The 19,489-nt window shown below is 67.3% G+C and carries 22 protein-coding genes; 13 read left to right on the forward strand and 9 right to left on the reverse strand.

Annotated elements, in window-relative coordinates:
* Positions 1–63 precede the first annotated feature (63 nt).
* The 6 genes from phnE (FOC84_RS18055) to FOC84_RS18080 form a co-directional block, all read right to left on the reverse strand.
* Positions 64–888, reverse strand: a complete 825-nt coding sequence (gene phnE, locus FOC84_RS18055; protein WP_173145627.1) for a phosphonate ABC transporter, permease protein PhnE — start codon at positions 886–888, stop codon at positions 64–66.
* Complete coding sequence (phnE, locus tag FOC84_RS18060) at positions 885–1,769, reverse strand: phosphonate ABC transporter, permease protein PhnE (RefSeq protein ID WP_173145628.1); 885 nt, start codon at positions 1,767–1,769, stop codon at positions 885–887. Before phnE (FOC84_RS18060) ends, phnE (FOC84_RS18055) begins: the two co-directional genes overlap by 4 nt.
* Entirely contained in the window at positions 1,766–2,536 is a 771-nt protein-coding gene (gene phnC, locus FOC84_RS18065; RefSeq protein WP_173145629.1) for a phosphonate ABC transporter ATP-binding protein, read from the reverse strand. The genes phnE (FOC84_RS18060) and phnC overlap by 4 nt, the downstream gene beginning before the upstream one ends.
* A gap of 6 nt (positions 2,537–2,542) precedes the next feature.
* On the reverse strand, positions 2,543–3,541 hold the full coding sequence (phnD, locus tag FOC84_RS18070) for a phosphate/phosphite/phosphonate ABC transporter substrate-binding protein (RefSeq protein ID WP_173145630.1): 999 nt from the start codon (positions 3,539–3,541) through the stop codon (positions 2,543–2,545).
* Positions 3,542–3,702: 161 nt separating this feature from the next.
* The gene (locus FOC84_RS18075; protein WP_173145631.1) at positions 3,703–4,521 is read right to left on the reverse strand and encodes an IclR family transcriptional regulator; all 819 of its coding nucleotides are present in this window, start codon (positions 4,519–4,521) and stop codon (positions 3,703–3,705) included.
* Between the two features lie 12 nt (positions 4,522–4,533).
* Positions 4,534–5,349, reverse strand: coding sequence for an HAD-IIB family hydrolase (locus tag FOC84_RS18080; protein WP_173145632.1), 816 nt, complete (start codon positions 5,347–5,349; stop codon positions 4,534–4,536).
* 151 nt (positions 5,350–5,500) lie between these two features.
* Between FOC84_RS18080 and ribBA the strand changes: the two genes are divergently transcribed.
* The 6 genes from ribBA to FOC84_RS18110 all read left to right on the forward strand — a co-directional run bounded on the left by ribBA (position 5,501) and on the right by FOC84_RS18110 (position 9,993).
* On the forward strand, positions 5,501–6,676 hold the full coding sequence (gene ribBA / locus FOC84_RS18085) for a bifunctional 3,4-dihydroxy-2-butanone-4-phosphate synthase/GTP cyclohydrolase II (protein WP_173145633.1): 1,176 nt from the start codon (positions 5,501–5,503) through the stop codon (positions 6,674–6,676).
* A gap of 10 nt (positions 6,677–6,686) precedes the next feature.
* On the forward strand, positions 6,687–7,217 hold the full coding sequence (gene ribH / locus FOC84_RS18090; protein WP_173145634.1) for a 6,7-dimethyl-8-ribityllumazine synthase: 531 nt from the start codon (positions 6,687–6,689) through the stop codon (positions 7,215–7,217).
* Entirely contained in the window at positions 7,186–7,689 is a 504-nt protein-coding gene (gene nusB, locus FOC84_RS18095) for a transcription antitermination factor NusB (RefSeq protein WP_173145635.1), read from the forward strand. The genes ribH and nusB overlap by 32 nt, the downstream gene beginning before the upstream one ends.
* Positions 7,690–7,901: 212 nt before the next feature.
* Positions 7,902–8,867 carry a thiamine-phosphate kinase gene (gene thiL / locus FOC84_RS18100; RefSeq protein WP_173145636.1) on the forward strand — a complete coding sequence of 322 codons (966 nt, stop codon included), beginning with the start codon at positions 7,902–7,904 and terminating at the stop codon, positions 8,865–8,867.
* Between the two features lie 56 nt (positions 8,868–8,923).
* The gene (locus tag FOC84_RS18105) at positions 8,924–9,430 is read left to right on the forward strand and encodes a phosphatidylglycerophosphatase A family protein (protein WP_054452311.1); all 507 of its coding nucleotides are present in this window, start codon (positions 8,924–8,926) and stop codon (positions 9,428–9,430) included.
* On the forward strand, positions 9,427–9,993 hold the full coding sequence (locus FOC84_RS18110; RefSeq protein ID WP_088153433.1) for a CinA family protein: 567 nt from the start codon (positions 9,427–9,429) through the stop codon (positions 9,991–9,993). The genes FOC84_RS18105 and FOC84_RS18110 overlap by 4 nt, the downstream gene beginning before the upstream one ends.
* Before the next feature lie 45 nt (positions 9,994–10,038).
* Here FOC84_RS18110 and pyrF read toward each other — a convergent pair whose 3' ends face one another.
* The 3 genes from pyrF to FOC84_RS18125 are packed head-to-tail and all read right to left on the reverse strand — an operon-like array spanning position 10,039 to position 12,631.
* Positions 10,039–10,857 (reverse strand): orotidine-5'-phosphate decarboxylase, encoded by an 819-nt coding sequence (pyrF, locus tag FOC84_RS18115; protein ID WP_013396159.1) that lies wholly within the window; start codon positions 10,855–10,857, stop codon positions 10,039–10,041.
* Between the two features lie 6 nt (positions 10,858–10,863).
* A complete protein-coding gene (locus FOC84_RS18120; protein WP_173145637.1) occupies positions 10,864–12,183 on the reverse strand; it encodes an NAD(P)/FAD-dependent oxidoreductase in 1,320 nt (439 codons plus the stop codon).
* Between the two features lie 49 nt (positions 12,184–12,232).
* Complete coding sequence (locus FOC84_RS18125) at positions 12,233–12,631, reverse strand: diacylglycerol kinase (RefSeq protein WP_173145638.1); 399 nt, start codon at positions 12,629–12,631, stop codon at positions 12,233–12,235.
* Positions 12,632–12,813: 182 nt separating this feature from the next.
* On the opposite strand from FOC84_RS18125, the gene FOC84_RS18130 reads away from it, so the two are divergent.
* From FOC84_RS18130 to FOC84_RS18160, 7 genes are all read left to right on the forward strand, one after another.
* Positions 12,814–13,551 (forward strand): FadR/GntR family transcriptional regulator, encoded by a 738-nt coding sequence (locus tag FOC84_RS18130; protein ID WP_173145639.1) that lies wholly within the window; start codon positions 12,814–12,816, stop codon positions 13,549–13,551.
* A 49-nt stretch (positions 13,552–13,600) separates the two neighbouring features.
* The gene (locus FOC84_RS18135; protein ID WP_173145640.1) at positions 13,601–14,635 is read left to right on the forward strand and encodes an L-idonate 5-dehydrogenase; all 1,035 of its coding nucleotides are present in this window, start codon (positions 13,601–13,603) and stop codon (positions 14,633–14,635) included.
* Between the two features lie 61 nt (positions 14,636–14,696).
* A complete protein-coding gene (locus FOC84_RS18140) occupies positions 14,697–15,671 on the forward strand; it encodes a sialic acid TRAP transporter substrate-binding protein SiaP (RefSeq protein ID WP_173145641.1) in 975 nt (324 codons plus the stop codon).
* 64 nt (positions 15,672–15,735) lie between these two features.
* On the forward strand, positions 15,736–16,362 hold the full coding sequence (locus tag FOC84_RS18145) for a TRAP transporter small permease (protein ID WP_217278768.1): 627 nt from the start codon (positions 15,736–15,738) through the stop codon (positions 16,360–16,362).
* Positions 16,363–16,406: 44 nt separating this feature from the next.
* Positions 16,407–17,813: a TRAP transporter large permease gene (locus FOC84_RS18150; protein ID WP_173145642.1), complete on the forward strand. Its 1,407-nt coding sequence runs from the start codon at positions 16,407–16,409 to the stop codon at positions 17,811–17,813.
* A gap of 13 nt (positions 17,814–17,826) precedes the next feature.
* Positions 17,827–18,573: an SDR family oxidoreductase gene (locus FOC84_RS18155; RefSeq protein ID WP_173145643.1), complete on the forward strand. Its 747-nt coding sequence runs from the start codon at positions 17,827–17,829 to the stop codon at positions 18,571–18,573.
* Positions 18,574–18,604: 31 nt separating this feature from the next.
* The gene (locus FOC84_RS18160; protein ID WP_173145644.1) at positions 18,605–19,471 is read left to right on the forward strand and encodes a fumarylacetoacetate hydrolase family protein; all 867 of its coding nucleotides are present in this window, start codon (positions 18,605–18,607) and stop codon (positions 19,469–19,471) included.
* Positions 19,472–19,489 lie beyond the last annotated feature (18 nt).

The raw sequence follows: 19,489 nt of genomic DNA on the forward strand, positions 1-19,489 counted from the left end.
CCCCAAAAAAAAACGCCCGTTTCCGGGCGGAGCAAAGGAACGCTGCAGGGATCCGCGGACGCGTCAGAGGATGCGTTTGCGGACCTGGGTGATGATGATTTCAGCCACGACGACCACCGCGAAGATGGCGGCCAGCACCAGCGCCACGCGGTCCCACTGGAACAGGTTCAGCGCGGTGTCCAGCGCCATGCCGATGCCGCCGGCGCCAACCAGGCCCAGCACGGCCGATTCGCGCACGTTGATGTCCCAGCGCAGCAGCACGATGGACCAGAAGGCCGGGCGGATCTGCGGCCAGTAGGCGTACCAGATCACCGAGGCCTTGCTGGCGCCGGTGGCGGTGACGGCCTCGATGGGGCCGCGCTGCGCTTCCTCGATGGCTTCGCCCACCAGCTTGCCGACGAAACCGATGGAGCGGAACGCGATGGCCAGCGTGCCGGCCAGGGCGCCCGGCCCGAAGATGGCGATGAACAGCAGCGCCCACACCAGTGAATTGACCGAACGGCTGGACACCAGGATCAGCCTGGCCAGCATGTTGACGGTCTTGCTGGGCGTGAGGTTGTTGGCCGCGAGCAACCCGACAGGCACCGCCATCACCACGGACAGGATGGTGCCCAGCGTGGCGATGTGCAGCGTTTCGATCAGCGCGCCGTGCACGCCTTCCGGGTAGTAGGCCCAGTCTATCGGCCACATGCGCCGGAACAGGTCGGCCATCTGCTCGGGCGCGTCGTACAGGAACTCCGGAATGACCTCGACGCCGCGGATCGCCTGCACGATGGCCGCGACCAGCAGCAGGTAGAGCGCGAAGCGCAACAGGCGCTGGCCCATGCTGTAGCGTTGCCAGACGCGCGGCGTGCCCGCCGGATTCAGGATGGAGGCATGGGCGTTCATTCGTCCACCTCCGCCCGGCGCTTGACCGGCGTTGTGCTGCTGCCGATGCCGCGCGCGCCGGCGAAGCGGCCTTGCAGGATGCGGTCGAAGCCCAGGTTGTCCAGGAACACGGCGCGCACGAAGCCCGCCAGGATTTCGCCCAGCATGATGATGGCGATCAGGGTCAGCAGGATGGCGCTGACGAAGTCGTAGTCGAAGCGCTGGAACGCCGAGAACAAGGTGCCGCCCACGCCGCCCGCGCCCACGATCCCCACCATGGTGGAATTGCGCAGGTTGGAGTCGAACTGGTAGGTCGCAAAGCCGATGAAGCGGGCGAACACCTGCGGCAGCACGCCGAAGATGATCACGTTGGCGAACGACGCGCCCGTGGCGCGCACCGCTTCGACCTGCTTGAGCGATATTTCCTCGATGGCCTCGGTGAACAGCTTGCCGATGAAGCCGACGGAGGCGACCGTCAGCGCCAGGATGCCGGCCAGCGCGCCGAAGCCCACGGCCTTGACGAACAGGATGGCGACGATGACGGGATGCAGCGCGCGGCACAGCGCCACGATGGCGCGGGCGGGCCACGATACCCAGGTGGGCATCATGTTGCGCGCGCCCAGCAAGCCGATGGGCAGGGCGATGATGATGCCCAGCACCGAAGCCAGCACCGCGATTTCCAGGCTCTCCGCGATGCCCTTCCACAAGGTGGCAGGCTTTTCGAAGTTGGGCGGGAACATGCGCGCCAGAAACGTGGACGCGTGGCCCATGCCGGTTTCGAAGCGCGCCCAGCTGAAGTCCAGCTGCGCGCCGGCGTACAGCGTGTAGGCCAGCAGCAACAGCAGGCCCGCCTTGGCGCGTCCGGACATGGCGAAGGGGCGGGCCCCTTTGGGTGCGATCATTCCAGCCAAGACTCGCCTCCGTAGATGGTCTTGAGCATGGTGGCGTCCAGCCCCTGGCCGTCGCCGTCATAGACCACATGCCCGCCGGACATGCCGACGATGCGGGTGGCGTAGCGGCGGGCGAGTTCGACGTCGTGGATGTTGACGATGACGGGAATGCCCGTGGCGCTGCCCTGTTCGGACAGCAGTTCCATGATCTCGACGGAGGTCTTGGGATCGAGCGAGGAGGTGGGTTCGTCCGCCAGCAGCAGCTGCGGACGCTGCATCAGCGCGCGGGCGATGCCCACGCGCTGGCGCTGGCCGCCCGACAGCGCATCGGCGCGCTGGTCGGCAAAGCCCGCCAGGCCCACGGTGTCCAGCAGCTTGTAGGCATGCTGGATGTCCTCGGGCTCGAAGCGGCGCATCCACGCCTTCACGGCGGAGGTGTAGCCCAGCCGTCCAGTCAGCAGGTTCTCCATGACCGTCAGGCGTTCCACCAGGTTGTATTCCTGGAACACCATGCCGATGCGCCGGCGCGCGCGGCGCAGCGACGCGCCGCGCACGCGGGCCAGGTCCACGGTGCCATCCTGGGACTGCAGCACGATCTCGCCCTTGGTGGGTTCGATCAGCCGGTTGATGCAACGCAGAAGCGTGCTCTTGCCGGTGCCCGAGGGGCCAATGATGGCGGTCAGCCCCTGTCCCGCGATCTGCAGGTCGATGCCGTTGAGTACCGGCCGGCCGGCCCGGTATTCCTTCACCAGGCCGGAAATGCGTAGCGACGTCGTCATACGGAATTACTTCTTGCTCTTGGCGGATTCGCGGTCGTAGGCAGCGCGGTTGAAGCTCTCGCCGCCGGATTCGGCGACTTGGCGCACGATGGCCCAGTCCTTCTCGTAGGTCACCGGATAGAAGCGGTCGGCGCCGTCGAAGGCCTTCGACATTTCTGCCGGGAAGCGGTAGTCGTAGAAGCACTTGAGCATCTGGTCGCGGAACTTCGGCTCCAGGTCATGCGCATAGGCGAACGACGAGGTCGGGAACTTCTCGCTCTTGTAGATCACGCGGAAGTCGGCTTCCTTGACCTGGCCGCGCTCGACCATGCGCTTGAACACGTCCGAGGCCACGGCCGCGGCGTCGTAGTCGCCGGAGTTCACGCCCATGACGGATTGGTCGTGCTTGCCGGAGAAGATGACTTTGTAGTCCTTGTCGGGGGTCAGGCCTTCCTTGGGGAACAGCGCGACCGGCGCCATGTGGCCCGAGTTCGACGAGGGCGCGGTGTGCGCGAGCTTCTTGCCCTTCAGGTCGGCCAGCTTCTGGTAGGGGCTGTCCTTCTTGACGATGACGATCAGGTTGTAGCCCTGGAAGCCGTCGGCGTAGCCCTTGACGGCGAACGGCACGGCGCCGGCGATATTCACGGCGAAGGCGGTGGGGCCGGTCGAGAAACCACCCACATGCAGGCGGCCCGAGCGCATGGCTTCGATTTCCGCGGCATTGCTTTGCACCTGATAGAACACCACGCGCTTGCCCGTGCATTCGGACAGGTGCTTGGTGAAGGGCTTGAAGATGTCTTCGTAGACCGCCGGGTCTTCCACCGGGGTGTAGGTGAATACCAGCGTGGACGGGGTCTTCAGCTTGGCCGGATCGGTGGGCGTGTCGGCCACCAGGTCCTTGTTGGCGTCGCAGTACATCTGGTCCAGATCGCCGCGGTTGGTGCAGGCATCGGCGGCCTGCGCGGCGGACGTACCCAGGGCGAAGGCGGCCAGCGTGGCCGCTTGAAGCAGGCGCAGAGCTTGCATCTTGTGTCTCCTCTTTCTTTGTTTGTGTGACGTGTCACTTAATTCAACCTGAATTCAAACATGGAAGAGGAGGGGCTGCACTCGGGAAAGTCCCTGCCTTTCTTTTCGGCTTTTGTTCGTTTTGTTCGATTTATATTCGTTTTTGCGCGAATTTGGCCCGTTCAGCTTCGGTAGCCGAGCTTGCGCGAGATTTCCTGCGCGCAGGCCAGCAGCGGCCGGGCGATGGCGCCGTCCCAGGCCACGTCGAACAGCCCCGTGGGACCCAGGCTGGTCAGGGCCAGGACGATATTGCCGGTGTTGTCGAAGACCGGCACCGACAGCGCGTCCACGCCCGGCAGCGGGTTGCCCAGCGCGCGTGCCATGCCGTGCACGCGGATGTCCGCCAGTTGCGCCTCAATGTTGGCGCGGGAGGCCTTGCGCGGGGGCGGCACGCTGGCGATGACGGCCGTGTCGCCTTCCTCGCGCGCGATGTAGTGCTCGCTGACCTTGGGCGGCAGCCAGGCGGCGAACACCAGGCCGGTCGCCGTATGCAGCATGGACATCACCGTGCCCTTGCGCATGTTCACGTGTACCGGGTAGCTGGCTTCGGTCATGTGGATCATGGTGGGGCCGTGCGAGCCGAGCACGGCGATGCCCAGCGTGTGGCCGATTTCCGATTGCAGCTTGGCGATTTCCGGCATGGCGACGCGCACGGGGTCCAGGCGCTGCAGGCTGACCAGGCCCATCTGCAGGGCGAAGGGGCCGAGCTCGTACTGGCCGGTGATGGCGTCCTGCTGCACCAGGCCGACGCGGATGAAGCTGACCAGGTACGGGTGCGCCTTGGCCGAGGTCATGCCAGCGCCTGCCGCCAGGTCGCGCAGGGTCAGGGGCTTGCCGGCGTCGACCAGGGCGGCCAGCAGCGGCACGCCCACCTCGATCGACTGGATGCTGCGGCGGCCATCGTTGGCGGCCGGGGATGAAACGGGATGGGATGTCGCCACGGTGTGCGGACCTCAGGCCGGCTGTGCTTGGGTGGACCGCGCGGCCAGCAGCCGGTCGGCCATTTCCACGAAACCCGCGCCGCCGTGGAAGGCGGCGACGAAGGCGGGGCGGTGCGTCAGGCGGTGCAACTGAGCCTGGATGTTGGCCACGCCGACCGAAATCGGGAAGTAGGCGAACATGGGCTCGTCGTTGGGGGAGTCGCCAATGAATAGGGTGCTGTCCAGGGCGTTCGCCACGTCCGCGCCGAATTCGCGCTGGAACATGGTGCGCGTCATGGTGAGCTTGTCGTAGTCGCCGAACCAGCCATTGACGTGGATGGAACTGACCTTGGCCTGGGCGCCGGCTTCCTCGAAGATCTGGACGATCCGGGTGATCGCCGTATCGGGCAGGGCGGGTACGTCCTCGCAGAAATCGATGGCCAGGTCGGCCACGCGGTAGTCCTGATCGCTGGCCACGGCGGCGCCGGGCACTTCGGCCAGGACGCGGTCGCGGATGGCGTCCAGCTTTCTGCGGCTGGCCTGGCGCGAGGCGGCGTCCGTCCAGTAGTGGGTGGTCATGCGGCGGGCCTGGCGGTCATAGGCGTAGTAGAACGCGCCGTTTTCGCCGACCACGGCGCGCACCGGCCACATGCGGGCGATATGGTCGCACCAGCCGGCCGGGCGGCCGGTGATGGGCACGACCTGGATGCCAGCCAGTTCCAGGCGTTCCAGCGCCGCGTAGGCGTCCGCCGGCAGGCGGCCTTCGGTGGTCAGCGTGTCGTCGATGTCGGTCAGCACGACGCGGACGGCCGCCGCGACGGTCAAAGGCATGGCCGCAAGGGCTTGCATGTGAGGTTTCCTTGGCTCGGTTTTTAAGGGTTGGTCTCCGGGCGAAAGTTTACCGGACACCCCCGGCTGGCGGGGCTGGCAGGGCCAGATAGGGGTTCCGCCTCCAGGGGCGGTAAAATCCGGGCTTTCCCGCCTGGTTTACGTGCCCGCCATGTCCGTCCAGTTGTCCCCTTTGCCCGGCTCCGAGCCGGAATCCTTCGGCATCGCCTCGGTCGCCGAAATCATCGCCGAGCTGCGCGCCGGCCGCATCGTCATCCTGGTTGACGAGGAAGACCGTGAAAACGAGGGCGACCTGGTCATGGCCGCCGAATTCGTCACGCCAGAAGCCATCAACTTCATGGTGACGCACGGCCGCGGCCTGGTGTGCCTGACCCTGACCGAAGAGCGTTGCCGCCAGCTGGACCTGCCCCTGATGGCGGCCCGCAACGGCACGCGCTACGGCACCAACTTCACTCAGTCGATCGAGGCCGCCGAAGGCGTCGAGACCGGCATTTCGGCCGCCGACCGCGCCCGCACCATCCAGGTGGCGGTGGCGCGCGACGCCAAGCCCGCGGACCTGGTCCAGCCCGGCCACATCTTCCCGGTGCGTGCGGTGCCCGGCGGCGTGCTGGTGCGCGCCGGCCACACCGAGGCGGGCTGCGACCTGACCGCCATGGCCGGCCTGACGCCCGCCGCCGTCATCTGCGAAATCCTCAAGCCCGACGGCACCATGGCCCGCCTGCCGGACCTGGTGCAGTTCGCCCGCGAGCACGGCCTGAAGATCGGCACCATCGCCGACCTGATCCAGTACCGCAGCGAACACGAATCCATCGTCAAGCGCGTGGGCAAGCGCACCATGCAGACGGCCTGGGGCGAATTCGAGGCCGTGGCCTATGAAGACGCCGCCACCGGCTCCGCCCATTTGGCGCTGGTGCATGGTAACGTGACTCCCGACGCCGAGACGCTGGTGCGGGTGCACGAACCGGCCTCCGTGCTGGACGTGCTGGACACCGGCGCCAGCCCGCACAGCTGGGGCGTGGCGCAGGCCCTGCAGGCCATCGCGGCCGCGCCCGCGGGGGTGCTGGTACTGATGAATTGCCAATCGTCCACGGAACACCTGTTTGGCCAGATCGCCGGCTGGAATGACCCGAAGGCCCAGGCCAACTCCGCCAACGCCGACCGTTACGGCCTGCGTACCTACGGGATTGGCGCCCAGATTCTGCGTGACCTGCACGTGGGCCAGATGAAGCTGCTGGCCCGGCCGCGCAAGATGCCCAGCATGGCGGGCTTCTCGCTCACCATTACGGGTTACGATTGCGACCCTCCGAATACTCCCGCAACACACTGAAGGCCGACACATGAACCCTTACATCCTTACCCCCGACCTGAACGGCGAAGGGCTGCACATCGGCATCGTACGCGCCCGCTTCAGCGAGGAAATCGGTCAGGCCGAACTCGAAGCGTGCCTGAAGGAACTGGCCGAACTGGGCGTGGACGAGCGCGACGTCATGGTCGTCACCGTTCCCGGCGCCCTGGAACTGGGCGTGGCCCTGTCCCATATGGCCGAAACGTTTGAATTCGACGCCCTGATCGCGCTGGGCGCGGTCATTCGCGGCGAGACCTATCACTTTGAAGTGGTCAGCAATGAAATGGCCACTGCAATCACCCGTATTTCCCTGGAAACCGGCATCCCCGTCGCCAATGGCGTGCTGACCGTCGACACCGACGAGCAGGCGCAGGCGCGCGCCGCCGGCAAGGGCCGCGATTGCGCCCAGGTGGCCGTTGAAATGGCCAACCTGGTGGCAGCCCTGGAACCCGAGGAAGAAGACGAAGACGACGAAGACGAGGACGAAGATTTTGACGACGAAGAAGACGACGACCAGCGCTGATAGCGCGGCGCAAGCCCGCGCCAACGCGCGCAGCGCGCGCCGCCGCGCCCGCGAATTTGCCCTGCAGGGCGTGTACGCGTGGCTGCTGCGCGGCGGCGAAGGCACGCAGGACGCCGGCGAGATCGACGCCCATCTGCGCGACACCGAGGATTTTTCCGAGGCCGACGCGCAGTGGTTCAAGACCTTGCTGCATGGCGTGCTGCGCGAAGCGCCTGCGCTGCGCGAGCGTTTCACGCCCTACGTCGACCGTCCGCTGGCCGAACTGTCGCCTGTCGAGCATGGCATCCTGCTGATCGGCAGCTTCGAACTGATCCATCATGTCGAAGTGCCGTACAAGGTTGCCATCAATGAAGCCGTCGAACTGGCCAAGTCATTCGGCGGCACCGACGGTTTCAAGTTCGTCAACGGCGTGCTCGACAAGCTGGCGGCCGACGTGCGCGCGAACGAAGTCCAGGCTGCGGCTAGAAGGTAGGCCCCCCCCCGAAGCGCTGCGCGCTTCCCCCCCAAGGGGGCGCCGCTGCGGACCGGCGGAGCCGGATCCGCGCGGCCCGGATTGGGAGGCACCTGTTTTTTGCGACGCGCGGGTTTATCTTCGGTTGTGTATGGCGCGGCGCATGATTGATGTTGGCTGTCGTGCCGTGTGGGTTTCAACGCCGGCCGGCTGCGCCGGACTGCGGAGTTGCCTTGGCGTCCGAATTTGATTTGATCGCGCGCTATTTCACCCGCGCGGCCCCTGCCGGCCTGCTGGGCGTGGGCGATGATTGCGCCCTGTTCCCGGTCCCGCCCGGCGAACAGGTGGCCACCAGCACGGACTTGCTGCTGGAAGGCCGCCACTTCTTTCCCGATGTGGATCCGCAAGCGCTGGGGCACAAGGCCCTGGCGGTGAATCTGTCCGACCTGGCCGCCATGGGCGCGCGCCCCATCGGCTGCGTGCTGGGCCTGGCCTTGCCGCGGCTGGACGAGCCCTGGCTGGCGGCTTTCGCCGCAGGCTTCCATGCGCTGGCCGCCGCTCACGGCTGCCCGTTGATCGGTGGCGACACCACGCGCAGCGCGCACGACCTTGCCATCAGTGTCACCGTGTTCGGCGCCGTGCCGGCCGGACTGGCCTTGCGCCGGGACGGCGCCCAGGCTGGCGACGACATCTGGGTATCGGGCGAGCTGGGGGCGGCCGACGTGGCCTACCGCCTGCTGGACGGGCAGTACCCTGCCGATGCGGCGCTGCTCGCGGCGACGCGCGGCGCGCTGGAGTGGCCAGAACCTCAGGTGGCGCTGGGCCTGGCGCTGCGCGGCATTGCCCATGCCGCCATCGATATCTCCGACGGCCTGCTGCAGGACCTGGGCCACATCCTGGCCGCCAGCCGCGTGGGCGCCACGCTGCACTACGCCGAGCTGCCCGCGGCAGCCGCCCTGGCTGCCCTGGAAGATGCGCCGCTGCGCCGCGCGGTGCTGGGTGGGGGCGACGTCTACCAGCTATGCTTCACCGCGCCCGCCTCGCGGCGCGAGGCCGTGCTTGCCGCGGCGGCTGAGGCCGGCGTCCGCGTGACCCGCGTGGGGCAGATCCAGGCGCAGCACGGCCTGTCCGTGCTGGACGGCCAGGGTCAGCCCCTGGGCGACTTGCCTGCCGGTTTCGATCACTTTCCCGCGGCCTGATCCGCCGCGCCCCAACCCGCACACCCATGCCGTCCACCGACAACCGTCCCACCTCCATGCGCGACCGCGCCCGGACCGCCTACCCGCCGCTGTCCTGGGTCTGCCGGGATCCGGGACGGCTCATCGCCTTCGGCTTCGGCAGCGGCCTGATCCGGCCGGCCTCGGGCACCTGGGGCACGCTGCTGGCCTGGGCGATCTGGGTCGCGGCCGCGCCCGCCGCGTCGGACTGGGCGATCGGCGCATTCCTGGCCCTGGCTTTTTTGTACGGATGCTGGGCCTGCCATCGCGTCGGCCGTGAACTCCAGCAGTCGGATCATGTCGGAATGGTCTGGGACGAGATGGTGGCGTTCTGGCTGGTGCTCTGGCTGACGCCCGCGGGCTGGTTGCCGCAGGCGCTGGCGTTCGTGCTGTTCCGCACGTTCGACATCGTCAAGCCGCCTCCCATCAAGTTCTTCGACGCCCACATCAAGGGCGGTTTCGGCGTGATGTGGGACGATATCGTGGCGGCTGGATACGCCCTGCTGGTCATGGCGCTGGTCGTGCGCACAGGAGTCTTGGGATGAGCGGACAACAAGAAGGCACCCGGCCCAATCTGTCGGCCGAACAGCTGGCGCAGGCCACCTCGCTGGCGCTGGCCGAACGGCTGGGCGAAACGCTGCGGCGCAAGGGCTGGATGCTGGGCACGGCCGAGTCGTGCACCGGCGGCCTCCTGGCCGGGGCCATGACAGCGGTGGCCGGTTCCAGCGATTGGTTCGAGCGCGGCTTCGTGACCTACAGCAACGAGGCCAAGGTTTCTGAACTGGACGTGTCGCCCGACGCCTTGCACCACTTCGGCGCCGTCAGCGAGCCGGTGGCGCTGGAGATGGCCAACGGCGTGCTGCTGGCGTCCCCCGCCGCGCATGTGGCGGTGTCCACGACCGGCATTGCCGGTCCCGGCGGCGCGACGCCCGGCAAGCCGGTGGGCATGGTGTGCTTCGGTTTCGCGCTGCGCGCGGGCGAAGGCATCAGCAGCCGCGCCGTCACGCACGTGTTCCCCGGCGATCGCGCGCAAGTGCGCAACGCGGCGGTGGATTACGCGCTGCGCGGGGTGCTGGAATTGTTGGGAGCGCCGGTCAACCGGCGCTGAAGGACGAGGCTCGCGCGGCTGGGGGCGCGAGGCCCCCGTGCCGGATCAGCGCACCGCGTTGATTGCGTCGCGCAGGCCCTTGGCCGCCGTGCCGGCGGCTTCGCGCCAGTCGTCGCCGCCGCTGGCGTAGATGATGGCGCGGGACGAGTTGATCATCATGCCGCTGCGGGCGGCGTTGGCGCCGGCATTGACCGTGGCGGTGATGTCGCCGCCCTGGGCGCCGATGCCCGGTACCAGCAGGGGCACCGCATCGCCGATGCGTTCGCGCACCGCGGCTAGCTCATTCGGGAAGGTCGCGCCTACCACCAGGCCGCACTGGCCATTGGCGTTCCATTTGTCGGCAACCAGGCCCGCGACGTGCAGGTACAGCGGCTCGCCATTGTCCATCTTCAGGAACTGCAGGTCCGAGCCGCCAGGATTGGAGGTGCGGCACAGCACGATCACGCCGCGGTCGCGCCACGCCAGGTAGGGCTCGACCGAGTCCAGGCCCATGTAGGGGCTGACCGTCAGCGCATGCGCCTGGTAGCGTTCGTAGGCTTCGCGGGCATAGTTCTCGGCGGTGGAGCCGATGTCGCCGCGCTTGGCGTCCAGCACGATGGGCAGGTCAGGATGCTTTTCGCGGATGTGCTGGCACAGCGCTTCCAGCTGGTCTTCGGCGCGGTGGGCGGCGAAGTAGGCGATCTGCGGCTTGAAGCTGCAGGCATAGGGCGCGGTGGCGTCCACGATGTCGCGGCAGAACTGGAAGATGGCGTCCGGCTTGTCCTGCAGTTCGCGGGGAAAGCGCTGCGGATCGGGATCCAGCCCGACTTGCAGGAGCGAGTTGCTGGTGGTCCAGGCGTGTTCGAGTTTTTGCAGGAAATTCATGGGAGTTCAGTGCAGTTTGACCCGCGGGCGCGTGCGCCGCATGAGCAGGCGGGCCAGGGCAAGGGAGGCGGTACGAGAGATGCCTAGCACCGCTTTGTGGTGCATCAGGTGCAGGCTCATGTACATCAGGCGTGCCAGTGTACCGCTTACGAACAGCCCCCGTCCGGCGAGCTTGCCCATCAGGCTGCCGACGCCGGCGTCCTGGCCCAGCGACACCAGCGAGCCGTGGTCCTCGTAAACGTAGGGCGCGGTGGGCTCGGGCGCGTGGCGCAGGCGCGCGGTGAGCTTCTTGGCCAGATAGTCGGCTTCCTGGTGTGCGGCCTGGGCGCGGGCCGGCACGCTGCGGCCGTCGCGCCACGGCGCCGCGCAGCAGTCGCCCAGCGCCAGGATGTGCGGATCGGCGGTTTCCAGCCGTTCGTTGACTTCCAGTTGGCCCACCTTGTTCAGCGGCAGGTCCAGGTCGGCCAGCAGGGCCGGGCCCTGGATGCCCGCCGCCCACATGCAGAGCTGGGCGGGGAATTCACGTCCGTCGGCCGTCCTGACGCTGTCGGCGGTGACTTCCGAGACCCGGCAGGACGTTTCCACCCGTATGCCCATCTCGGTCAGCCGCTTGGTGGCCGCCACCGAGATCTTCTCGGGCAGGGCCGACAGGATGCGCGGCGCGCCCTCGACCAGGGTGATGGCCAGGTCGCGTTCGGCGCGGAAGTTGGGCAGGCCGTAGGCGCTGACCACGTGGCTGGCCTCGACCAGTTCCACGGCCAATTCGACGCCGGTGGCGCCGCCGCCCACGATCACCAGATCCAGGCGGGCCGAGGGATTGCGCACCTTGGCCTGGTCCACCAGGGCCATGGCCTTGAGCATGGTCAGCCGGAATTGCTCTGCGTTTTCGGTGGAGTCCAGCGTGACCGCGTGCTCGGCCGCGCCCGGCGTATTGAAGAAATTGGAGGTGCTGCCCAGGGCCAGCACCAGGGTGTCGTAGGCCAGTTCGCGGCGCGGCAGGACTTCCTGGCCCTGCGCGTCGCTCACCGCGCCCACCGTGATCCGGCGCTGCTCGCGGTCGACCTGTTCCAGGCGGCCCTGCGCGAACGAAAACCCGTTCATGTGGGCCAGCATCAGGTAGGACAGGCCTTCCTGGTGGATGTCCAGCGTGCCCGCGGCCGCTTCGTGCAGCGAGGGCTTCCAGATATGGAAGGGGCGGCTGTCGACCAGCGTGATGTGCTGCCGGCCATGCAGGCGGCCCAGCTTGGCGGCCAATTCCAGGCCGCCGGCGCCGCCGCCGACGATGACAATGCGCTCGGAGGAGTCGGGCGTCGATCTAGGCATCATGGCTCCCAGTATAAATAGCGGCGCATCTCCGCGGAGATGACTAGCCGCGTCAATGCATGACGAATCGGCTGATGGCCACGCCGATCCAGACTGCCCCGGCGAAGATCAGCAGCAGCATCACGGCGGCGCTGCCCAGGTCCTTCGCGCGTCCCAGGAGCGGGTGCGATTCGACGGATAGCGCGTCGGCCAGCGCCTCGATGGCGGAATTCAGCAGCTCCGCCGCCAGCACCATGATCACCGTGCCCACCAGGAAAAACACCTCGACGGTGGTCCGGCCGAGGAAGAACGCGGCCGGGATCATCAACACGGCCAGCGCCAGCTCCTGGCGGAATGCCGCCTCGTACTTGATGGCAGCCTGCAGGCCCTGCAGCGAGTAGCGCAGCGCATTCAGGATGCGGCGCAGGCCGCCTGTGCTCTTGAAGGGCGAATGATGCGGATTGTGTGACATGGGTACGGAAAGTGGGCTGGGTGTGGCGGCTTTTTAACAGATAAGCATTGCCCGCGAGGCCATCGCAAGCATCTTTGGGCAAACCCTAATTGTGACGCATCCGGGACCGGCGCAATATTTGGTCAATTGGTAAGGCCACTTTACCTTTTGGCCTAAATTTCCTACCCGAGTCTCCGCAGTCCATGCCCATCCAGACCATCGAACCCCGCCGCCTGTATCGCCAGATCGCCGACCAGCTTCGCCTGCTGATCGAGTCGGGCGAGTTCCCGGTCGGCGCGCGCCTGCCGCCCGAGCGCGATCTGGCGCTCAAGCTGGGCGTGTCGCGTCCGTCGGTGCGCGAAGCGCTGATCGCCCTGGAGGTCGAGGGCTGGGTGGAAGTCCGCATGGGCTCGGGCGTCTATGTGCAAAGCCTGGCCGGGGGGCCGCGCGCCAGCCTGACGGCGGAAAGCCCGCTGGAAACCATACGAGCCCGCCAGGTGATCGAAGGCGAGCTGGCCGCGCAGGCCGCGTTGCGCAACACCCCCGCGCTGGTGGACGGGCTGGCCGAAGCCGTCGGCACCATGGAAGACGAGGCGCAGGCCGGCAACGTGCCCATCCGCGGAGACCGCTTGTTCCACCTGCGCGTGGCCGAGATGGCGAACAACGCCGTGCTGGTGCGTGTGGTGAGCGAGCTGTTCGACGAGCGCCACAACCCGCTGTCCGTGAAGCTGGGCGACTACTTCGAGAATCCCTCCAGCTGGGCTGCCGCCATCGCTGAACACCGCAAGGTGATCGATGCCATCCGCGCCGGCGACGACCGCGGCGCGCGCGCCGCCATGCATCACCATCTGGCCTGCTCGCACGATCGCCTCACCGCAAGCTGGCCCGGCGCGGACGCGTCCGGCCAGCCCTTGGACAGCCGGGAGCAGGCCGAACCATGAACATCGCACGCAGGCGCCCGCCGTCCGCCATGCCAAGGAGCAAGTCGCCATGACGCTGGCCTGTCGCATCCACGGGGCGCGCGACCTGCGCCTGGAACCGGACGAAGTCGCGCCGCTGGCGCCGCACGAGGTGGAACTGAGGCTGGGGGCCGCGGGCATCTGCGGATCCGACCTGCACTATTTCCTGCATGGCCGCGTGGGCGCCTTCGTCATCCGCGAGCCCCTCATCCCCGGCCATGAGGCTTCGGGCGTGGTGCTGCGGACGGGCGATGCCGTGCGGTCGGTGGCCCCGGGCATGAAGGTCGCCATCAATCCCTCCCACCCTTGCGGCGGCTGCGATTACTGCCGCGCCGGCCGCGACAATCTTTGCCGCAACATGCGCTTTCTCGGCAGCGCCAGCATTTATCCGCACGTGCAAGGCATGTTCCGCGAGCGTTTCGTGATGGGCGAGCGGCAGCTCACGCCAGTGCCGGAAGCAGACGTCACGCTGGGCGAGATCGCCTGTGCCGAGCCCTTGTCCATCGGCCTGCACGGCGTCAACAGGGCGGGTCCCATGATGGGCAAGCGCGTGCTGGTCACGGGCGGCGGCACCATAGGCTGCATGACCGTGCTGGCCGCCAGGCTGGCGGGCGCGGCCCACGTGACGGTCGTGGACGTGGCCGACCGGCCGCTGGACATGGCGCGCCAGGTCGGCGCCGACGAGGCCGTGCGCAGCGACCGGCTCGCGCCCGCCGATCTGGCCGATATCGCCGACATCAGCATCGAAGCCGCCGGCAGCCCCGCGGCGCTGGCGACCTGCCTGACGGCGACGCGGCGCGGCGGCCGCATCGTGCAAGTGGGAACGCTGCCCGCCGAGGGCATCGCGTTTCCGGCCAACAACATCATGGCGCGGGAGCTCGACTATGTCGGCGCGTTCCGCGCCGGCGTGGAGTTCGATTGGGCCGTCTCCTACCTGCGCGCGCGCAAGGTGGACGTGCGGCCCCTGATGAGCGCGCAGTTGCCGTTGTCGCAGGCGTTCGAGGCCTTCGAGCTGGCGGCGGATCGCAGTCGCAGTACCAAGGTGCAACTTGTAGTTGAAGCGTGACCCGCTGGCGGCTCGCCATGGGCCGCCAGGCCGGGCATTCAAAAAACAACGAGGAGACGACATGAACCTAGGCAACGCCGTCAAGGCGCTGGTTGCCGCCCTGGCGCTCGCCGCCAGCGGCAGCGCAATGGCGCAGACCAAGCTCAAGTGGGCCCACGTGTACGAGACATCCGAACCCTTCCATACCGCTTCCGTCTGGGCGGCGCAGGAGATCGGCAAGCGCACCAACGGCCGCTACCAGATCGACGTATACCCGGCCTCGCAGCTGGGCAAGGAAAACGACATCAACCAGGGCCTGACCCTGGGCACGGTCGACATGATCATCTCGGGTTCCAGCTTCGCGGCCAAGAGCTTCCCCCGCATCGGCGTCACCTACTACCCCTATATCTTCCGCAACCCGGAGCACCTGATCGCCTACACCAAGAGCGACATCTACAAGGAGCTCACGCGCGGCTACGACGAGAAGAGCGGCAACCACATCGTCGCCACCACCTACTACGGCACGCGCCAGACCACGTCCAACCGCGCCTTCACCAAGTGCTCCGAAATGAAGGGCCTGAAGATCCGCGTGCCCGACGTGGCCGCCTACCTGGCCATGCCGCGCGCCTGCGGCGCCAATACCGCGCCGATCGCCTTCGCCGAGGTCTACCTGGCCTTGCAGAACGGCACGGTGGAGGCGCAGGAGAACCCGCTTACCACCATCGAGGCCAAGAAGTTCTACGAGGTGCAGAAGAACATCATCCTCACCGGCCACATCGTCGATCACCTGAACACGGTCATCTCCGGCAAGCTGTGGAAGAGCCTGTCCGATGAGGACAAGAAGATCTTCTCCGAAGTCGCGCAGCAGGCCGCCGAGAAGGCCTCCGCCGAGGTCGCCGAAAGCGAGAAGAAGATGGTTGAAGTGTTCCGCAAGCGGGGGCTGAGCGTGGCGGAGGTGAACGTCCAGGATTTCCGCGAAACCGTGCTGGAAAAAGTGCCGTTCAAGCAATACGGCTACGAAAAATCGGATTGGGAACGGATCCAGGCCGTGAAGTAAACGCATGCGGAGCCGCCGCGGCGGCTCCGCGCCGACCTGTCCGATTCCGCACAAGGGGAACGCCATGCATTCCGATGCCAAGGCCGCCGTCATGGCGGCCGCCAGCAACAACCCTGTCCATCCCGCCGGGCACCAGCCGCCCGCCACGGCGCAGGAGATCGTCCACAGCTTCGAGGAAGCCGACCACCACGAGGTCAGCCTGGCAGGCTACCAGCCCGAGGACTGGATCTGCCTGGGCATTTTCTGGGCCATGGCGCTGCTGGTCTTCCTGCAGTTCTTTTCGCGCTACGTGCTTAACGATTCCTACGCCTGGACCGAGGAACTGGCCGTCTACTGCCTGATCGGCGTGGTGTTCATCGGCTCGGCCATGTGCGTGCGCGCCTGCCGCCACATCCAGGTGGACTTCCTGTACCGCTATCTGCCGCGTCCCGCCGGCCGCGCGCTGGCTACCGTCATCGACCTGCTGCGCACGGCATTCTTCGGTTATGCGGTGTGGCTCACGTACCGCTACATCACCCTGGTCGGAGACGAGCCCATGACCACGCTGTTCTGGAACAAGGCCTACGTCTACTGGATGGCGCTGGCGGGATTCGCGTTGATGTTCCTGCGCTCGGTGCAGGTGTCGATGAGCAATTGGCGCCAGGGCTACTCCATCCTGGAAAACCCCGCGGCCTACGAGTCGCAGGACTAGCCGGGGCGGCCCCGGAATCCGACAACGACAACCGGAAGCGAGACATGGGCATACTGATCGGAACCTTTCTGCTGTTGATGATCTTTGGCCTGCCGGTGGCGGTGGCCATGGCGGGCGCGTCGCTGCTGTTCGTGCTGATTTCGGGCAGCGTGCCCGACGTAGTGGTGGCGCAGCGCATGATCGCGGGCGTGGAATCCTTCCCGCTGCTGGCCGTGCCGTTCTTCATCCTGGCCGGCAACCTGATGAACATCGCCGGCATCACCGGCCGCATCTACAACTTCGCCGTGGCGTTGGTGGGTTGGATGCGAGGCGGGCTGGGGCAGGTGAACATCATCGGCTCGGTGGTGTTCGCCGGCATGTCGGGCACCGCCATCGCCGACGCCGCGGGCCTGGGCACCATCGAAATCAAGGCCATGAAGGACCACGGCTACGAGACCGAGTTCGCGGTGGGCGTGACGGCCGCCTCGGCCACGCTGGGTCCCATCATCCCGCCGTCGCTGCCCTTCGTCATCTACGGCATGATGGCCAACGTGTCCATCGGTTCGCTGTTCCTGGCCGGCCTGATTCCAGGCGCGGTCCTGACCGTGCTGATGATGCTGACCGTGGCCTACTACGCGCGCCGCAACAACTGGGGCGGCGATGTGTCCTTCGACTGGAAGCGGCTGGGCGCCGCCGGGTTGGAAGTCGGCATCGTGCTGGCGTTTCCGCTGGCGATCTGGCTCATGACCGAGGCCGGCATGTCGGCCAACCTGGCCGCGGGCGTCGCCTTTGCCGTGTTGCTGGCGCTGGACTGGCGCTACAACTTCTCGGCGGTGATGGCGTTGATGGCGCCCGTCATCCTGATCGGCGGCATGACGCTGGGCTGGTTCACGCCCACGGAGGCCGCCGTGGCCGCGGTGATCTGGGCGTTGTTCCTGGGGCTGGTGCGCTATCGCTCCATGACCTTGCGGACCCTGGCCAAGGCCACGTTCGACACCATCGAGACCACGGCTTCGGTGCTGTTCATCGTCACCGCTGCGTCGGTGTTTGCCTGGCTGCTGACCACCACCCAGGCGGCCCAGGCGCTGACCGACGGCATTCTCAGCGTGACCCAGAACAAATGGGTGTTCCTGCTGATGGCCAACGTGCTGATCCTGATCGTGGGCTGCTTCATCGACACCATCGCAGCCATCACCATCCTGGTGCCTATCCTGCTGCCCATCGTGCTCAAGCTTGGCATCGACCCGATCCATTTCGGCCTGATCATGACGCTGAACCTGATGATAGGCCTGCTGCATCCGCCCATGGGCATGGTGCTGTTCGTGCTGGCGCGGGTATCCAAGCTGTCGGTGGAACGGACCACGGTCGCCATCCTGCCCTGGCTGGTGCCGCTGTTCCTGGCGCTGATCGCGATTACCTACATCCCCCAGATCACCCTCTGGTTGCCCACCGTCATGGGCATGGCCAAGTAAAAAGGAAAACGTCATGACCGGAAGGCTGCAAGGCAAGACCGCCATCGTCACCGCCGCGGGCCAGGGCATAGGCCGCGCCGTGGCCGAGGCCTATGTCCGCGAAGGCGCCGAGGTGCTGGCGCTGGACCTCAACGGCGGGGCGCTCGAGACGCTGGCGGGATGCCGGCGCCGCATGCTGGATGTGACCGACGCCGCCGCCATCGGCGCGCTGGCCGCCGAGGCCGGGCCGGTGGACGTGCTGTTCAACGGCGCCGGCTTTGTGCATGCCGGGACCATCCTGGACTGCGACGAACAGGCTTGGGATTTTTCGTTCGAACTGAACGTGAAGTCCATGTATCGCATGATCCGCGCCTGCCTGCCCGGCATGCTGGCGCGCGGCGGCGGCTCCATCGTCAACATGGCCTCGGTCGCGTCCAGCATCAAGGGCGCGCCCAACCGCTGCGTCTACGGCGCCACCAAGGCGGCGGTGATCGGACTGACCAAGTCCGTGGCCGCGGACTACGTGGGCCAGGGCATACGCTGCAACGCCATCTGCCCGGGAACGGTGGAATCGCCTTCGCTGCGCCAGCGCATCGAAGCGCAGGCCAGCGTCGGCGGGCAGACGCTGGCCGCCGTGGAGGCCGCCTTCGTCGCCCGCCAGCCCATGGGCCGCATCGGCAGCGCCAGCGAAATCGCCCTGCTGGCGGTGTACCTGGCCAGCGACGAGTCCGCCTTCACCACCGGCACCGCCCAGGTCATCGACGGCGGCTGGTCAAACTGAATATCCACTACACACTCAAGAGGAACATGCGATGAAACTGTTGCGCCATGGCGCGAAAGGCGCGGAGAAACCCGGAATGCTGGACGCCCGCGGGCAGGTGCGGGACCTGTCGGCCGTCCTGCCGGACATAGCCGCCGCCACGCTCACGCGCGCCGGCCTGGCGCCGCTGCGCGCGCTGGACCCGGCCAGCCTGCCGCTGGTGGATCGCCCGGGCCGTCTGGCCCCACCCTGGAGCGGCATGGGCAAGTTCATCTGCATCGGCCTGAACTATGCCGATCATGCGGCGGAGTCGGGCCTGCCGGTGCCGGCCGAGCCTGTGATCTTCATGAAACCCACCTCGGCCGTGGTTGGCTGCAACGATCCGGTGGTGCTGCCGCAAGAGTCCGTCAAGACCGACTGGGAGGTCGAGCTGGGCGTGGTGATCGGCGAGCGGGCCCGCTACGTCAGCGTCGCCGACGCCATGAACCACGTGGCTGGCTTTTGCGTGGTGAACGACGTGTCCGAGCGCGAATACCAGATCGAGCGCGGCGGCACTTGGGACAAGGGCAAGGGCTGCGACACCTTCGGCCCGGTGGGCCCGTGGCTGGTCACCGCCGACGAGATCGCCGACCCGCAGGCGCTGGACATGTGGCTGGACGTCAACGGCAAGCGCTATCAGAACGGCAGCACGCGCACCATGGTGTTCGGCGTGGCGCAACTGGTGTCCTACGTCAGCCGCTTCATGACCCTGTATCCGGGCGACCTGATCAGTACCGGCACGCCACCGGGCGTGGGCATGGGCCAGAAGCCAGCGCCCGTCTATCTGAGGGCGGGCGACGAGATGCGGCTAGGCATTGCCGGCCTGGGCGAACAGCGGCAGCGCGTCCACGCCTGGGATCCCTCGCTGATCGACGGTTAGCGGCGCACGCACGCCAGG

The sequence above is a fragment of the Achromobacter pestifer genome (assembly GCF_013267355.1).
GTDB lineage: Bacteria > Pseudomonadota > Gammaproteobacteria > Burkholderiales > Burkholderiaceae_B > Achromobacter > Achromobacter pestifer_A.

Bases quoted from the DNA above. Each gene is read 5' to 3' on its own strand.
- FOC84_RS18130 (WP_173145639.1), top strand. From the start codon at position 12,814: ATGCCCATCCAGACCATCGAACCCCGCCGCCTGTATCGCCAGATCGCC.
- FOC84_RS18125 (WP_173145638.1), bottom strand. From the start codon at position 12,631: ATGTCACACAATCCGCATCATTCGCCCTTCAAGAGCACAGGCGGCCTG.
- FOC84_RS18155 (WP_173145643.1), top strand. From the start codon at position 17,827: ATGACCGGAAGGCTGCAAGGCAAGACCGCCATCGTCACCGCCGCGGGC.
- FOC84_RS18105 (WP_054452311.1), top strand. From the start codon at position 8,924: ATGCGCGACCGCGCCCGGACCGCCTACCCGCCGCTGTCCTGGGTCTGC.
- phnD (WP_173145630.1), bottom strand. From the start codon at position 3,541: ATGCAAGCTCTGCGCCTGCTTCAAGCGGCCACGCTGGCCGCCTTCGCC.
- FOC84_RS18120 (WP_173145637.1), bottom strand. From the start codon at position 12,183: ATGATGCCTAGATCGACGCCCGACTCCTCCGAGCGCATTGTCATCGTC.
- FOC84_RS18150 (WP_173145642.1), top strand. From the start codon at position 16,407: ATGGGCATACTGATCGGAACCTTTCTGCTGTTGATGATCTTTGGCCTG.
- pyrF (WP_013396159.1), bottom strand. From the start codon at position 10,857: ATGAATTTCCTGCAAAAACTCGAACACGCCTGGACCACCAGCAACTCG.
- FOC84_RS18135 (WP_173145640.1), top strand. From the start codon at position 13,601: ATGACGCTGGCCTGTCGCATCCACGGGGCGCGCGACCTGCGCCTGGAA.
- ribH (WP_173145634.1), top strand. From the start codon at position 6,687: ATGAACCCTTACATCCTTACCCCCGACCTGAACGGCGAAGGGCTGCAC.
- FOC84_RS18160 (WP_173145644.1), top strand. From the start codon at position 18,605: ATGAAACTGTTGCGCCATGGCGCGAAAGGCGCGGAGAAACCCGGAATG.
- FOC84_RS18140 (WP_173145641.1), top strand. From the start codon at position 14,697: ATGAACCTAGGCAACGCCGTCAAGGCGCTGGTTGCCGCCCTGGCGCTC.
- FOC84_RS18110 (WP_088153433.1), top strand. From the start codon at position 9,427: ATGAGCGGACAACAAGAAGGCACCCGGCCCAATCTGTCGGCCGAACAG.
- ribBA (WP_173145633.1), top strand. From the start codon at position 5,501: ATGTCCGTCCAGTTGTCCCCTTTGCCCGGCTCCGAGCCGGAATCCTTC.
- phnC (WP_173145629.1), bottom strand. From the start codon at position 2,536: ATGACGACGTCGCTACGCATTTCCGGCCTGGTGAAGGAATACCGGGCC.
- FOC84_RS18080 (WP_173145632.1), bottom strand. From the start codon at position 5,349: ATGCAAGCCCTTGCGGCCATGCCTTTGACCGTCGCGGCGGCCGTCCGC.
- FOC84_RS18145 (WP_217278768.1), top strand. From the start codon at position 15,736: ATGCATTCCGATGCCAAGGCCGCCGTCATGGCGGCCGCCAGCAACAAC.
- phnE (WP_173145628.1), bottom strand. From the start codon at position 1,769: ATGATCGCACCCAAAGGGGCCCGCCCCTTCGCCATGTCCGGACGCGCC.
- phnE (WP_173145627.1), bottom strand. From the start codon at position 888: ATGAACGCCCATGCCTCCATCCTGAATCCGGCGGGCACGCCGCGCGTC.